Source organism: Weizmannia sp. FSL W8-1119 (genome assembly GCF_038008605.1).
GTDB classification, from domain to species: domain Bacteria; phylum Bacillota; class Bacilli; order Bacillales; family Bacillaceae_C; genus Weizmannia; species Weizmannia coagulans.
Map to the genome: position 1 here is coordinate 1 of NZ_JBBOZL010000002.1, position 13,419 is coordinate 13,419.

The window sequence follows — 13,419 nt, forward strand, 5'->3', positions numbered from 1 at the left end:
CGAAGCACGCTAAAGCGTGCAGAAAACCGTGGCGCTGCCACACCGCAAGGGGGGGCTTCCCCCCCCTTGACCCCCATAAAAAAACTCCCCCCACCCCCCTCACATTTGAGGGGGGCTCCCTCGCCGGTCGGCGGGTCGAAACAAAGAGTTTCGACAATGCCAAGAGGGTGTAAATCATGCGCTCGTGTCAACTCCTTAAATTCTCCCTCGCTCGTTCCTCGCTCAGTCCGATTTACCGTTGACACTTCCTCATAATTACTCTTTACCTAAAAAAAGAAGGACTTTCAGGTATTCACTAAGTTGGCGGTTGTTTCTAGAATTTCTGAATTCCCGGTCAGGATTTGAGGTTTAATTTACGGAAAAAAGGTTAAATCCCCCATAAAATGTGTTGAAAAGTACACACATATTGTGTGATAATGTGTATGAAAACAATACACTCTGGCATACCCTATAGAAAGGAAGTGGGAAAGTGAGTGTAGACATGATGAATCCTAAAAAAAGGGTAACGCGCAGCACATTGAATTTTTTAAAGGATAATGTACTTGGAGTAACTGATTTAACGAGAACAAATAAACTTTCTGAAATACTGAACCAATTTGCTGGTGTTGAATCTGATGAAGTATATATCATCCAAAATCATAAAAATAAGGATGCAACAGGCGTGCTGATCGATTTAGAACACATGGATCGCTTGTTGGCCATAGAAGAATTTTATGAAAAAATCGTGGATGATTATATGTACCAAATCGCTTTAGAGCGTAAAGATGAAGTGGCAGATATCCCATTAGAATCTGTGATCGCTGAGGAAAATCTTGATGCAGATGAGATTCTAAACCTGGTGGATACTTTAGAATTGGATGAGGATTAAGCCGGATTGATGAGGAAACAGAATGTATTCGATATCATTAACCAAAAATTGATTCAGTTCAATATCAGAGTATACTTTGCGCATCATGCAGTAAGTGACTTTAAAGGTTTTTCTGCTGGTAAAAAGAATCAGATTATCGCCTTGATCATTAAGCAAGCTCAAAAAGGGCCGTTACTTCGTCCTGATGGAAATGGTATTAGGCTTAAAGGAAAGTTAAAGGATTTCGGAAAAATTAAAAACAAGGCCATGAATATTCGAATAATTTACCGGCCAGTTGAATCAGAAGACGGCATAGTTGAAATGCAAATTATCGCCATTGGTCCGCGCGACCGGGAAGAAGTATATGAAAAGGCAAAAGACCGCCTAACGGCTTTTTTTGCCGAACTGGAAAACAGAAAAGAGAGCAATTAAGTTGCTCTCTTTTCTGTATTGCCAAAACGGAAGTGGACCAGATGACAAGTCGGGTAAATAAACACAAAGATCATCTCTATTGTATGCATGGTCTAATAAAAATTGTTATCTGATAGGTTTTCTACCCATATCTTATATTTAAGAATGCCATCTTCTCGAAATTCTTCTGTATGAACGAGGTATGTTACATCCGGTAATCCACATAAAGCATAGGTAAGAACACTAGCAACTTTCAAATCAGGAGTAATAAATCCCCTTCCTTCTCCCATGTCACTAACGCTGGAGAACCCCACTTCTTCAGCCTCCCGAAATGTATCATAAATTCGATCATCTATCGTCCATTCCATATAAATGTCTCCTTAATTAATTTTGCAATTTATTTGAGAACTAAGTTTTCCTAAAATTCCATTTCCAACCCAAATTAATGTCATTAAGTCTCCTTTTTTTAATTGTACGCCCGAAGGTCCACCTTTTATGTTATATTTACTTATACTTCCATGGAATAGATAAGTGGACGCCTGCTCATGTGGTTTGTAAAGCCCACTTGTTGTTTTACTATTAATCACAGCAGTAAAATTTTGTGTAACTATTGGACCTACAATATTTATCCCCGAGTTAGTATATCTATATCCCCAAGCTAATGATCTTTTAATACCGCCTAAGTTGGTTACTTGCATTGAAATATTTACATTCTTACTGGAAGTATTTTGGCAGGCTTTCATACTTCCACCTCCATCCGAAGGGACATTACTATTGGGGATAATTAAATTATTATTTGTCAGACTATCTGACTGAACTATAGCAGACTCATTGTTTGATCCATCCTCACTTGCATAAACGAATTTACTAGTACCAGATGTAATTAAGGTTATTGCAGCTAATAATATAAATGCTTTAAACAATTTCATTATGTCTTCCCCCTTTTCTCGGTTTTTATATTCAAATTTTACCATCAATTTGAAGTTTTTCAATATTTTTTCTCAAATATACTTCTTTCTGCTCGAATGTAAACTTTGTAATAAAAGTTTACATTCATTTTCCTTTTATACTTGAATTATTCGCTGTTTGTCCGGTATACTGGGTGAGATCGAAAAAAGTTTACATTCAAAACAGCATTTTTAAAGGAGTATCGGAAATGACGAAAAAAGAACACATCATTGACGTGCAGCCGATCCGGTCTCGGGAAAAAATCGAAGACATGAAATGGGCCTTGAAACGGTTTTGCGGCCGGCGCGACTATATTTTATTTTTGATCGGGATTAACACGGGTTTGCGGATCGGGGATCTGCTGCAGCTGAAAACAAAGGATGTACGCCGGAAAAAAAGAATGGTGATTTTGGAAGGAAAAACGAAAAAACCCCGGACCATTCACCTCGAAAACATCTACGAGGAAGTCCAGGATTACATCAAAACGCTGGATTCTGAGTGGCTGTTTCCTTCCCGGAAGGGAAACAAGCCGATTTCGACGGTCCAAGCCTACAGGCAGCTCAACAAAGCCGCAGACATGGCCGGGATCACGGAAGGGATCGGCACCCATACCATGCGAAAAACGTTCGGGTACTGGTTTTACAAACAGACAAAAGACGTGGCCAAGCTCCAGACCCTCTTAAACCATAGCCATCCGGACATCACGCTGCGCTACATCGGCATTACTGACGAAGAAATTGAAACTGATCTGCAGCACTTTGTACTTTAAGCCGAATTTGGCCATTTGCAGGAGAAATGGTATGATTAGGTTAACGTTAGTTAACTAGGTTAACCGATTGATATATAAGGATTTTAAGGTTAACGAAAGGAGTTAATAAATTGGCCGATAAAACGTTTGGTTTCAAAGTTTCCGATGAACTGTATGAAAAAGTAAAAATGATGATCGAACACTCCGGTTCTTCTTCAAAAGAATGGTTTGAGCGCGCCGTCGCGTTAGCCGAAGTGCAGGATTTAAAAGAGGGATCCCCCGACTACAAGCAGGACTTATCAGAGCTCGAGGTTCACACGACAAGGATTTATGAGCTGGTCGCCAATATGATCCAGCGCGCGCATTACATAAAAGAGGATGCGGTCCGGGAACTGGCCGAGAAACTGAACAGCCGGGAAATGACAATCTCAAGCCTGCAGGCCGATGTAAAAGGGTTGCAGGACCGTTTAACCCAGCTTGATACCGAGGCGAAGCAAGCCATTTCGGAAAAGGATGAACTGGACGAACAACTAGAGGAACAGCGTGCCGTCAACGCGAATAACCAGGCGTTGATTCGGGAGTACAAGGATAAAATTGATACCCTGTCTTCTTTGGTGAACCAATATAAAGATTACGCAACGGAGAATGAAAGGTTAAAAGAGGACCTCGCCAATTTAAAAGCGCACTTTGCGGCCGAGAAGGATTCCCTCGTTGGGGCATTTGAAGAGAAGGAAAGGCAATTGGCATCATCCATTGAGGAGCTCAAAGCGACGGTCCGCGACCAGGAAGATCAAATTGAAAAGTTGACCCGGGAAAATGAAGAACAGAAGGTTAACCATGTTAACGAGTTAAACAGGTTAACCGAGGCGAAGGATTTAGCAAAGGAAAGGGCGACACTGGAAATTGAACGCAAATACCAGGAGAAGCTCCAGGAAATCCATGAGCAATACAACGAAAAAATTGCCCGTCTTTATGAAAAGTTTGAGTTAAAAGCAAGGAACAATGCTCCTCAACCGCAAAGGCAAAATAACAAAAAGTAGAAAGATGGGATGATTGGAGGTTATGCCAAGAAACGTTAAAAAAAGATCCCAGACCGGACTGGGGATCGAAAGAATATTACACAAAGGATTTACAGCTTTATCATAGCATACGTCATCACCGGGGCCCTCGTTTCAGAGGGCCCTTTACTTGGTCAGACCCACCCCTCAAATGAAAAAGGACTCCCCGTTATAACGGGGAGTCCTTTTTCATTAATCAAGAGGCTTCGATTTGGTGGACTTTCCAATGTGGAATTTAGGATGATGACAGCCCGTTCAATACCAAAATGGCAGCACCCTCCTTTTTCTGCACTCTGGCCGGAAATCTCAAACCATCTGGCTCAAGAAAACCCTTAAAACGGATCCGGCTGTCAGACTTGAGCGAGAATATCCCCGGAGCGGAAAAAGCGTAAGGGCGCACTTATACACCCTATCAGGTGAACGTGCTATAAGCTAACGCTTATCGTGGCGCGGCCATAAAATTTGACTGGTGTTGGTTGATCACAAACGCTCCCCTAATCTTAATTGGACAAAGGCACTCCAATGCACATAAAATTAAGAAAAAAGAACGGAGTGGGGGACGATGAAAAGAACAGAAAGGCCATATTCTCCGAAAGAAGTAATATTGGATCTGGATATTGGTGATAGTACACTTCGCAAGTGGTGTATCGCTTTAGAAGAAGCCGGCTATTCGTTTAGCCGAACAAATGCAAATAAACGACTGTTTTTTGAGCGTGATCTCATTGTTCTAAAAACGTTCAGAAACCTTGTTCAAGTACAAAATATGTCCATGCAGAACGCATCAATCATTGTAGCCTCAAAGTATAAAGACTTACCGTCCCTGAAGGAGAACGACGAGAACAATGCTACTGAAATCAGTTCTATGATGTCTCGACTACAAGAATTAACCGACAAAATGAAGTCCTTGGAAGAACAGAACAAAGAGCTATTGACAATGAATATCCGGGTACTAGAACAGTTGGAAAGCCAGCAACGTTACATAGAAGAACGAATGGAAGAGCGTGATTCGTTACTTATGCAGTCGATCCGGGAAACACAGGAAACAAAAAAGTTGCTGCTGGAAGCCGAAGAAAAACAGAAAAGGAAAGGGATATTTCGTTTTTTGAAAGGCTGAAATATCCTGGTGGTTGGTGGTAATAGCCCATCATCCTAAGTCTCGATTGCCGATGAAGAGAAGAAATAGGTAGGTTAACCAAGGTTAACGTGGTTAACCTGTTGAAAAATAAAAATTTAAAGTTAACGTTGCATATGGTTTCCAGGTTGACGGGGTTTTCCAGGTGTAAAAGGGATGTCCGACGGGGCGCGTGTCCATTTCCACGTTTTGACTTGATTTTAATATATAAATAATGGGATTCCCGATGAAAGTCCATTTAATCAAAAGAGCAAAAGTCTGGGTCCCGTCAGGTAATGGACTATAGGGCCCCATCCCTTGACCGTATGCGTGATACCTAAAAAACAAATTGAAAAATAGCAAAAAATGGGATAAAATGATGGAAAACAACGGAAAAACGAAAAGATCCTGGTTGTTAGCCGCAACCAGGATCCGAAGGCCACCACTTCTTCTAACCACCAAATGGCCCCTAAAAATTCCACGCCAGGAAGGTGTGGGTAGTTAACGTATTTTTCCATAGTATACCCTAAAATCAGCCCGGTATGCAACCGAAAAATATGAAGAAGTGGTGCCTTCCGTAATTTTCCAATCGAAAAATATGGGAGGTTTTTTTAATGTCATTCATTTTCAATCGTACAGACATTTTCAGCACAGGCGGATGGATCCCGGTGAATAAGGCGCTCGCGAAAGAGGTAGGATTGGACGCGGCGGTTATATACGGAGAAATGACCAGGAAAGAGGAATATTTTAAAAACCATGGTATGACCGTAAACGGCGGATGGTTTTATGTAACGGAGCAGGACCTGGAAGAAAGCACAACGTTGAAACGATCAAAACAAGACAAAGCGATTGCCGCATTGATAAAAGCCGGGATGATCGAAAAGAAAACAATGGGTCTTCCGGCAAAAAGGTATTTCCGCATTTTGGAAACCGGGCTGAACTTCACACCGCCAACCAAACCGGACCAGGACGGAACAACCAAGAATGTTGAAAATCAACAAACTGACAGTGGCGCAGAATTGTCAGGACAAAGCGACCAAAAAACCGAAAAAGCCCGTCATTATCAGTTTGTTGAAAATCAACAAACTGGGTTGTTGAAAATCAGCAAACAAGAAGGTCGAAAATCGACAAGAAATAATAATAAAGCAAATAACAATACATCAAATAATAATAATGCTTTACCCCTTAATAATTCCTCCTCCTCTTATAGAGATATAAACCAGAGAAGGGCAGAGGAGGAAACAACAGAAAGGGAACCGATCAACCACTTAACCAAACAATATTTAAAAGACGTTTTGCAATACAACGATTTTACAATTAATGCCATTGAAAAAGAGATGCAGAAAAATGGTGTACTCACATTTTCCGGGCAGCAAATGCAGCAACAGGATGCCCGTATGCAAATCTGGCAGAGGAAAAATGGCAGTATTGTAGATTGGGCAAAATTCTTCGTAAATGGCATTCTAATGGCCGGAAACAGCCATACAGCGAATTATAGCAGCACACAAGAAAAACGCCGTGTGCGGCAAACAACGGCCGCCAGAAGATTAGGGTTCGATCCAGCAGAATTGTTCCGAAAAATTATGGAAGATGAACTTTGACAGCATTACGCTCCAATTGCTGAAAAACCACAAAAATTAGCCAAAGCGATTCAAGAGGTCTCCTGGGCACAATTCAGAGCCATGCTGGAGTACAAGGAAAAATGATACGGCAAAAAGGTTGTAGCTGTATCCAAAATCTTTGCCAGTTCCCAGTTGTGTTCATGCTGCGGCTACCAAAATAAAGACGTTAAAAACTGGTAATACGGGAATGGGAATGTCCAAATGGCCATACCCCCGCCATACAAACCGGGATTTGAACGCAAGTATTAATCTTAAAAACGAAGCCATAAGGTTTCTAACCGAAGGGACTTCGGAATAGTTCAAGTTATGGATGGCAAAATAACGCTCCAGATTCGCTTGTGTGGGCTTTGATTTTAAAATTAATAGTTTTATATCCCCACATATTGGAATGGCTCTAAAACGGCTTGCAGAGCCCCTTGTACAATCAAGATTTGGACAAGGTCCTGTCCGGAAAGGGACCCGGAGAAAATCAGTGTATAGGAGATTAGGGAATTTTGGCATTCGATGAAGGTCAACCAGGAAAAGGTGGAAAAGTGCTCCATACAGCTGAATTCCGAAGAGAAGAGCTCGAACAGCTGTGAGAGGAACGGAACAACCAACAATTTCGCATGCTTTCTCCGGCAATCCGGAAAAAAATCCAGGGAGAACGGGGCCGAGTTTCCAAAAATACTGGTACTACTACGGGACTGTCTTGTATGGATGGAACTTTGGAAAAAACTAAGCATAATGAGGAGTGGTCTTATGGTTATAATTGACAAAAAGCAATTAGATGATGCTATTTCTTATGCGATGCATTCCCTTTATCTCGAGGGATTTAATGTGACTGCTGATGTTGAAAAAACGTGCGGGCTGTATTAACAGGTCAGTTAAGTATGAAAGAGCTTCTTGAAAAAATAAAGGATGCTTAATTTATGATCAGTCAATGTATTGTTTATCCGGGTACTAATTTTAATCGGTTATGCACAATACTCCCTAGTTAAAAAAATTTAAGCATCCCCCTATTAAATTTTTTTAACTAGGGGTCATTTGGAATTTGGCTTGCTAGGGATTCATAAATTTCATTTCGAACAAATTCTTCAGCCCGTAATTTTAAATGATTGAGATGACGGGTTGTTATGGGAGCCGGATCTTTTTCCATGAGTTGATCAAAAATCAGCAAAAATTTATCTGCGTAATTTTCCCATTTTACCAATGGATGAGCGTAATTTTGATCGTTACTTGTACCCTCCTGAAAGAGATTTTAAATGAAAAGGTGGTAAAGAAGAGCGACTTGAGGTTTTAATCAGATATAATAAAGGTGAATAGAAATGATGCCGACAAAAGAAGATGTAGCTGCGCATATAAACAAAGTCTATAAACGTTACAAAGAAGCTCAACGTGTATTAAAATATCTCGAAAAGGAAAATGCCCCTAACCCAAGAATTACAGAAATGAAACGCATCGTAAATTTTTTGGAACAAGAGCATAATACCCAAAAATTAGCTTTTACACTAACTGAACTTGCTCTAAAAAATTCTTATGCTATACTAATTCTATAATCACGAAGGAAAAATAAAGCAGGATGAATCACTCCAAAGATGGGGTCCACCTTAAAGCGCGTATTAAGGATAATTTAAGAAGAAGGAGATTTTTGTGATGAAAAAAATTGAAAAATTAACTGAAAAAGAAATGGCCAATATCATTGGTGGTAAATACTACGGTAATGGGGTTACTTGTGGCAAACATTCCTGCTCTGTTGACTGGGGTAAGGCTACCACCTGCATAATCAATAATGGAGCTATGGCATGGGCTACTGGTGGACATCAAGGTACTCATAAATGCTAGCATTATGCTGAGCTGGCATCAATAAAGGGGTGATTTTATGAATAAGACTAAGTCGGAACATATTAAACAACAAGCTTTGGACTTATTTACTAGGCTACAGTTTTTACTACAGAAGCACGATACTATCGAACCTTACCAGTACGTTTTAGATATTCTGGAGACTGGTATCAGTAAAACTAAACATAACCAGCAAACGCCTGAACGACAAGCTCGTGTAGTCTACAACAAGATTGCCAGTCAAGCGTTAGTAGATAAGTTACATTTTACTGCCGAAGAAAACAAAGTTTTAGCAGCCATCAATGAATTGGCTCATTCTCAAAAAGGGTGGGGCGAGTTTAACATGCTAGATACTACCAATACGTGGCCTAGCCAATAGTACTGATAAAGGGGATATTGTAGTTGTCTAAAAAATTTTGGTCAAATATCTTTTTAGCATTAGGCGTCTTTCTTGCTTTTGCAGGAGTTGCTACCATATCGGTGAGTGCTGACAGTTCCGCTACTATAGAATCAAATACTAGCTCGAAAATCATCGATGGTGCAACTTATGAAGAAAACATCAAGGGCGTTATTCCTATTACGCTAACTCAATATTTGCATAAAGCTCAAACTGGAGAAAAATTTATTGTCTTTGTCGGATTCAAGGAGTGTGTGCATTGTCGTAAATTTTCTCCAGTCATGAAACAGTACTTACAACAAAGTCAGCATCCCATTTATTACTTAGACTATGGGAACAACGGGTCTTTCAGCATGGCTTCTCAAAAACAAATAACTGATTTTTATTCAACTTTTGCAACCCCCATGAGTTTTATGGGAACACCAACTGTTGCCTTGCTCGATAATGGTAAGGTGATATCAATGACCGCTGGTGATGATACCACTTTATCTGATTTACAACAGATTACTGCTGATTACAATAATCAGTAGTCACCTGGTTAATATGGTTTTGTAACCAATGTAAAAGGCGATGGATCTTTGAAATCGTCTTTTTTTATGCACAAATTTTAAAGATCGGTGGTTTGCTTATGTGGACTCAAAAATGGCACAAATATTATACAGCACAAGTTGATGAAAATGACTGTGGTTTAGCTGCACTAAATATGATCCTAAAATACTATGGTTCTGATTACATGTTGGCCCATCTTCGACAGCTTGCCAAAACAACTGCTGACGGTACAACTGTTTTGGGGCTTGTTAAAGCAGCAAAACACTTAAATTTAAATGCCGAAGCTGTGCGTGCTGATATGGATGCTTTGACAGCCTCACAATTGCCATTACCAGTCATTGTTCATGTATTCAAGAAAAATAAGCTACCACACTACTATGTTGTCTATCAGGTAACTGAAAACGATTTAATTATTGGTGATCCTGATCCAACCGTTAAAACCACTAAAATATCGAAATCACAATTTGCTAAAGAATGGACCCAGATTGCAATTATCATAGCCCCAACAGTTAAATATAAACCCATAAAAGAATCACGGCACACATTAATTGATCTAGTGCCTTTATTGATTAAACAAAAAAGATTAATTGGACTAATTATTACCGCAGCAGCTATAACAACATTAATCAGTATTGCTGGTGCATATTTCTTTCAGTTAATTATCGATACTTATTTGCCGCACTTGATGACTAATAGGCTTTCACTAGTTGCCATTGGTCTGATTGTAGCTTATGCTTTCCAAGCAATTATCAACTATATACAAAGTTTTTTTACGATTGTATTAGGACAACGTCTCATGATCGACATCGTTTTAAAATACATTCACCATCTTTTTGATTTACCAATGAATTTTTTTACTACCCGTCATGTCGGTGAAATGACCTCACGCTTTTCTGATGCAAGCAAAATTATTGATGCACTTGGAAGTACAACGCTCACCCTTTTTTTAGACATGTGGATTTTATTAGCAGTAGGGTTATTTTTGGCCTATCAAAACATCAATTTATTTTTATGCTCGTTAGTTGTGGTTCCAATTTACATCTCGATTGTTTGGCTATTTAAAAAAACTTTTAATCGTTTAAATCAAGATACAATGGAAAGCAATGCAGTTCTTAATTCTGCTATTATTGAAAGTCTCAGTGGCATAGAAACCATTAAATCACTAACTGGTGAAGCAACTACAAAAAAAAAGATTGACACACTATTTTCTGACTTATTGCATAAAAACTTGGCTTATCAAAAAGCTGATCAAGGACAACAAGCTATCAAAGCAGCTACTAAATTAATCCTAACTATTGTTATCCTTTGGTGGGGTACTTTTTTTGTTATGCGACACCAACTGTCTTTAGGTCAGCTGTTAACTTATAATGCTTTGCTCGCTTACTTCTTGACCCCATTAGAAAATATTATTAATTTACAGCCTAAACTACAAGCTGCCAGAGTGGCTAATAATCGATTAAATGAGGTTTATCTAGTAGAGTCTGAATTTTCTAAATCTAGGGAAATAACTGCTCTAGAGCAACTAAATGGTGATATTGAGTTTAATCATGTTAGTTTTAACTATGGCTATTGTTCTAATATACTTGAGGATGTTTCTCTAACAATTCCACATCATCAGAAGATTACTATTGTAGGCATGAGTGGTTCGGGGAAAACGACCCTAGCCAAGTTGCTAGTTGGTTTTTTTGAGCCTCAAGAACAGCACGGTGAAATTCAGATTAATCATCACAATATATCTGATATTAGTCGCACAATTTTACGCCAATATATTAATTATGTTCCTCAAGAACCTTTCATTTTTTCGGGCTCTGTATTAGAAAATTTATTGTTAGGTAGCCGTCCTGGAGTAACTCAACAAATGATTGATCAAGCTTGTTCCTTTGCTGAAATCAAAACTGATATAGAAAATTTGCCTCAAGGTTATCATACTAGATTAAGTGAAAGTGGATTCAACTTATCTGGTGGGCAAAAACAGCGGTTATCAATAGCTAGAGCATTATTGTCTCCGGCACAATGTTTCATTTTTGACGAATCAACCAGTAATTTAGACACCATTACTGAACATAAAATAGTCTCTAAGCTATTATTAATGAAAGACAAAACGATAATTTTTGTAGCACATCGTCTCAATATTGCGTCTCAAACCGATAAAGTTGTCGTTCTTGATCATGGAAAGATTGTTGAACAGGGATCACATCGACAATTGTTAAATCATAATGGGTATTATGCACGGTTAATTCATAATCAAGAATAGCCTGACAAGAACCAGTCTGCTATTGATAGACTATTTTTGTCCGTGAAATCCTCGCGTATTTCCGTGAGGAGCATAGTATATTTAGCGATCTTCAAATTTTAAAAGAATTGACCAAAACTCTATCTTTCCATTCCCCAATCGTCAGCCCGGGACTTCTGTTTTTTCGGTGGTTCCGGCTTTCTGTCTGCCACTTCTATTTCCAAACGCTTCTGCTGTTTCTTCTGTTCCTTCTGTTGTTCTTTCTCCTGGTGGATTAGGTTATTCACCAATGGCACGATCCCCATCCGTTTTGCCAAATCACTCACCAAATCATAAGCCTGTTTCCGCATATCCCGAATAAATTCAGCACACCGCATAATGGCTTTTTCCATGCCTTTTATCTGTTCTGCCTGTTCCCCAATGATTCTATTCTTTTGCTCAATCAGCTTGTCCTTCTCTCGGATCTCCTGCTGTGCCTTTTGAAGTTCAAATGCAGGAACAAAGAATTCATTTTGGACTGGAATTGCCTTATTTGCCTTTGCCAATTCAGCCACAAGGCACTGTTTTTCCTTTTCGGAATGGTAATACAAATCAGCCAAAACGTTGAAGTTTTTGACCACATTCTCATGATCTTTTTCTAGCTTTCTTTGGCTAGCCAACATTTTGTTGTACTCTTCGGAAGACATCTTAACGGTTCTGCCCCTTAACAATTCCGTCCTTACTTCCGGTTGGTAGATCGGTTCACTCTTAGCTGCATGGTAACGTTTCGGCTCTTTTTCTTGTTTCACTTCAGAAACCAACACGTCCACACGCCGCACATGTTCTTTCACCAGTGCTTTTTTGCGCTCTATCTCGCCTTCTAAGGCTTTGTTTCTCTCGACAAGGGTTTTGACCCGATCATTCACATTGTTGTGAAATTCGGCAAGCTGAGAAGCCTTAGAAGCCAATTCTTTTGTTTCCTCTTTCACTTTTTTGGCTTCTTCCTTCGCTTCCTTGTATTCAGGAACCGACAAGTGCTTGCGCTCGGATTCTTCTTTTCCCCTCTGAATCTCAAAACCCTTCTCCTGTAAGTGTTTTGGCAGTTCGTCCTGAACCGCCCTTAATTCCTGCCGGTTAAAAACATTTTTGGCTGAAAGTTTACCCTCACGCATCGGAACGACCCCTAAATGCATATGGGGCGTCCGTTCATCCAAATGGACCTGCGCATAGGCAATATTTTGCTGTCCATAACGTTCCTTGAACCAATTTGTCGCTTCCTGGAAGAAGCGATCTCGTTCCTTTGGTGCCATGTCCCTAAAGAATTCCTTGTCGCTTGTAATGATCCACTCGTTGACCAGGACAGCATCAGACCGGATTGCCCGGTTTCCTTTTTTTTGAGAATCAATGATTTCCTTCACGATATCCGCATATTTCCCCTGTCGATCCATCAAATCATAGTTCGAATTCGACAGTTCCCCGTCAATATCTTCGTTACTGTGATTCTTGTAAATCCGTTTATTGTGCCTTTCAATTCCTGCCAAATTATTGGCTTTCATCTTCTGCATTCGAGCCACCAACATACTCATTTTGACCACCACGCTTCGCCCAAGATTCGGCAATACTTCCATGCAAAGTATAACCCACTATACTTTGCGGTGCAAAGTGTGGGCTCTGCGAGGCTCTTTCGGCTGTCGC

14 protein-coding genes and 1 pseudogene are annotated in these 13,419 nt (G+C 39.9%); 12 read left to right on the top strand and 3 right to left on the bottom strand.

Features of this window, described 5'->3' with window-relative positions:
* Nucleotides 1-469 precede the first annotated feature (469 nt).
* Both NSQ19_RS15660 and NSQ19_RS15665 read left to right on the top strand, forming a co-directional pair.
* A complete protein-coding gene (locus NSQ19_RS15660; RefSeq protein WP_061574936.1) occupies nt 470-868 on the top strand; it encodes a hypothetical protein in 399 nt (132 codons plus the stop codon).
* Nucleotides 869-874: 6 nt separating this feature from the next.
* Nucleotides 875-1,279 carry a type II toxin-antitoxin system RelE family toxin gene (locus NSQ19_RS15665; RefSeq protein ID WP_061574935.1) on the top strand — a complete coding sequence of 135 codons (405 nt, stop codon included), beginning with the start codon at nt 875-877 and terminating at the stop codon, nt 1,277-1,279.
* 92 nt (nt 1,280-1,371) lie between these two features.
* On the opposite strand, the gene NSQ19_RS15670 is transcribed toward NSQ19_RS15665, so the two are convergent.
* Together NSQ19_RS15670 and NSQ19_RS15675 are read right to left on the bottom strand one after the other, a co-directional pair.
* Nucleotides 1,372-1,626 carry a hypothetical protein gene (locus NSQ19_RS15670; RefSeq protein ID WP_061574934.1) on the bottom strand — a complete coding sequence of 85 codons (255 nt, stop codon included), beginning with the start codon at nt 1,624-1,626 and terminating at the stop codon, nt 1,372-1,374.
* 12 nt (nt 1,627-1,638) lie between these two features.
* Nucleotides 1,639-2,187, bottom strand: a complete 549-nt coding sequence (locus tag NSQ19_RS15675) for a hypothetical protein (protein WP_061574933.1) — start codon at nt 2,185-2,187, stop codon at nt 1,639-1,641.
* 227 nt (nt 2,188-2,414) lie between these two features.
* Here NSQ19_RS15675 and NSQ19_RS15680 point away from each other — a divergent pair, with 227 nt between their 5' ends.
* The 10 genes and pseudogenes from NSQ19_RS15680 to NSQ19_RS15725 all read left to right on the top strand — a co-directional run bounded on the left by NSQ19_RS15680 (nt 2,415) and on the right by NSQ19_RS15725 (nt 11,766).
* Complete coding sequence (locus NSQ19_RS15680; RefSeq protein WP_340703195.1) at nt 2,415-2,975, top strand: site-specific integrase; 561 nt, start codon at nt 2,415-2,417, stop codon at nt 2,973-2,975.
* Nucleotides 2,976-3,085: 110 nt separating this feature from the next.
* On the top strand, nt 3,086-3,994 hold the full coding sequence (locus NSQ19_RS15685; RefSeq protein WP_340703196.1) for a hypothetical protein: 909 nt from the start codon (nt 3,086-3,088) through the stop codon (nt 3,992-3,994).
* Nucleotides 3,995-4,574: 580 nt separating this feature from the next.
* Nucleotides 4,575-5,126, top strand: coding sequence for a DUF3967 domain-containing protein (locus NSQ19_RS15690; RefSeq protein ID WP_340703197.1), 552 nt, complete (start codon nt 4,575-4,577; stop codon nt 5,124-5,126).
* A 611-nt stretch (nt 5,127-5,737) separates the two neighbouring features.
* On the top strand, nt 5,738-6,724 hold the full coding sequence (locus NSQ19_RS15695) for a hypothetical protein (protein ID WP_061574633.1): 987 nt from the start codon (nt 5,738-5,740) through the stop codon (nt 6,722-6,724).
* Between the two features lie 24 nt (nt 6,725-6,748).
* Nucleotides 6,749-7,043, top strand: a pseudogene (locus NSQ19_RS15700) (zinc ribbon domain-containing protein); the annotation flags it as partial.
* Nucleotides 7,044-8,055: 1,012 nt separating this feature from the next.
* Complete coding sequence (locus tag NSQ19_RS15705) at nt 8,056-8,283, top strand: hypothetical protein (RefSeq protein WP_340703198.1); 228 nt, start codon at nt 8,056-8,058, stop codon at nt 8,281-8,283.
* Between the two features lie 97 nt (nt 8,284-8,380).
* On the top strand, nt 8,381-8,569 hold the full coding sequence (locus NSQ19_RS15710; protein WP_032489852.1) for a leucocin A/sakacin P family class II bacteriocin: 189 nt from the start codon (nt 8,381-8,383) through the stop codon (nt 8,567-8,569).
* A 37-nt stretch (nt 8,570-8,606) separates the two neighbouring features.
* Nucleotides 8,607-8,945 (top strand): bacteriocin immunity protein, encoded by a 339-nt coding sequence (locus NSQ19_RS15715; RefSeq protein ID WP_002834573.1) that lies wholly within the window; start codon nt 8,607-8,609, stop codon nt 8,943-8,945.
* A 23-nt stretch (nt 8,946-8,968) separates the two neighbouring features.
* The gene (locus tag NSQ19_RS15720) at nt 8,969-9,493 is read left to right on the top strand and encodes a PedC/BrcD family bacteriocin maturation disulfide isomerase (RefSeq protein ID WP_032489853.1); all 525 of its coding nucleotides are present in this window, start codon (nt 8,969-8,971) and stop codon (nt 9,491-9,493) included.
* 98 nt (nt 9,494-9,591) lie between these two features.
* On the top strand, nt 9,592-11,766 hold the full coding sequence (locus NSQ19_RS15725) for a peptide cleavage/export ABC transporter (protein WP_032489854.1): 2,175 nt from the start codon (nt 9,592-9,594) through the stop codon (nt 11,764-11,766).
* Between the two features lie 119 nt (nt 11,767-11,885).
* Here NSQ19_RS15725 and mobV read toward each other — a convergent pair whose 3' ends face one another.
* Nucleotides 11,886-13,352, bottom strand: a complete 1,467-nt coding sequence (gene mobV, locus NSQ19_RS15730) for a MobV family relaxase (RefSeq protein ID WP_340703199.1) — start codon at nt 13,350-13,352, stop codon at nt 11,886-11,888.
* Nucleotides 13,353-13,419: the final 67 nt, after the last annotated feature.

What these genes read in the sequence shown, in the direction of transcription:
- NSQ19_RS15705 (WP_340703198.1), top strand. Translation starts at nt 8,056, where the DNA reads ATGCCGACAAAAGAAGATGTAGCTGCGCATATAAACAAAGTCTATAAA.
- NSQ19_RS15725 (WP_032489854.1), top strand. Translation starts at nt 9,592, where the DNA reads ATGTGGACTCAAAAATGGCACAAATATTATACAGCACAAGTTGATGAA.
- NSQ19_RS15710 (WP_032489852.1), top strand. Translation starts at nt 8,381, where the DNA reads ATGAAAAAAATTGAAAAATTAACTGAAAAAGAAATGGCCAATATCATT.
- NSQ19_RS15680 (WP_340703195.1), top strand. Translation starts at nt 2,415, where the DNA reads ATGACGAAAAAAGAACACATCATTGACGTGCAGCCGATCCGGTCTCGG.
- NSQ19_RS15690 (WP_340703197.1), top strand. Translation starts at nt 4,575, where the DNA reads ATGAAAAGAACAGAAAGGCCATATTCTCCGAAAGAAGTAATATTGGAT.
- NSQ19_RS15715 (WP_002834573.1), top strand. Translation starts at nt 8,607, where the DNA reads ATGAATAAGACTAAGTCGGAACATATTAAACAACAAGCTTTGGACTTA.
- mobV (WP_340703199.1), bottom strand. Translation starts at nt 13,352, where the DNA reads ATGGAAGTATTGCCGAATCTTGGGCGAAGCGTGGTGGTCAAAATGAGT.
- NSQ19_RS15670 (WP_061574934.1), bottom strand. Translation starts at nt 1,626, where the DNA reads ATGGAATGGACGATAGATGATCGAATTTATGATACATTTCGGGAGGCT.
- NSQ19_RS15695 (WP_061574633.1), top strand. Translation starts at nt 5,738, where the DNA reads ATGTCATTCATTTTCAATCGTACAGACATTTTCAGCACAGGCGGATGG.
- NSQ19_RS15675 (WP_061574933.1), bottom strand. Translation starts at nt 2,187, where the DNA reads ATGAAATTGTTTAAAGCATTTATATTATTAGCTGCAATAACCTTAATT.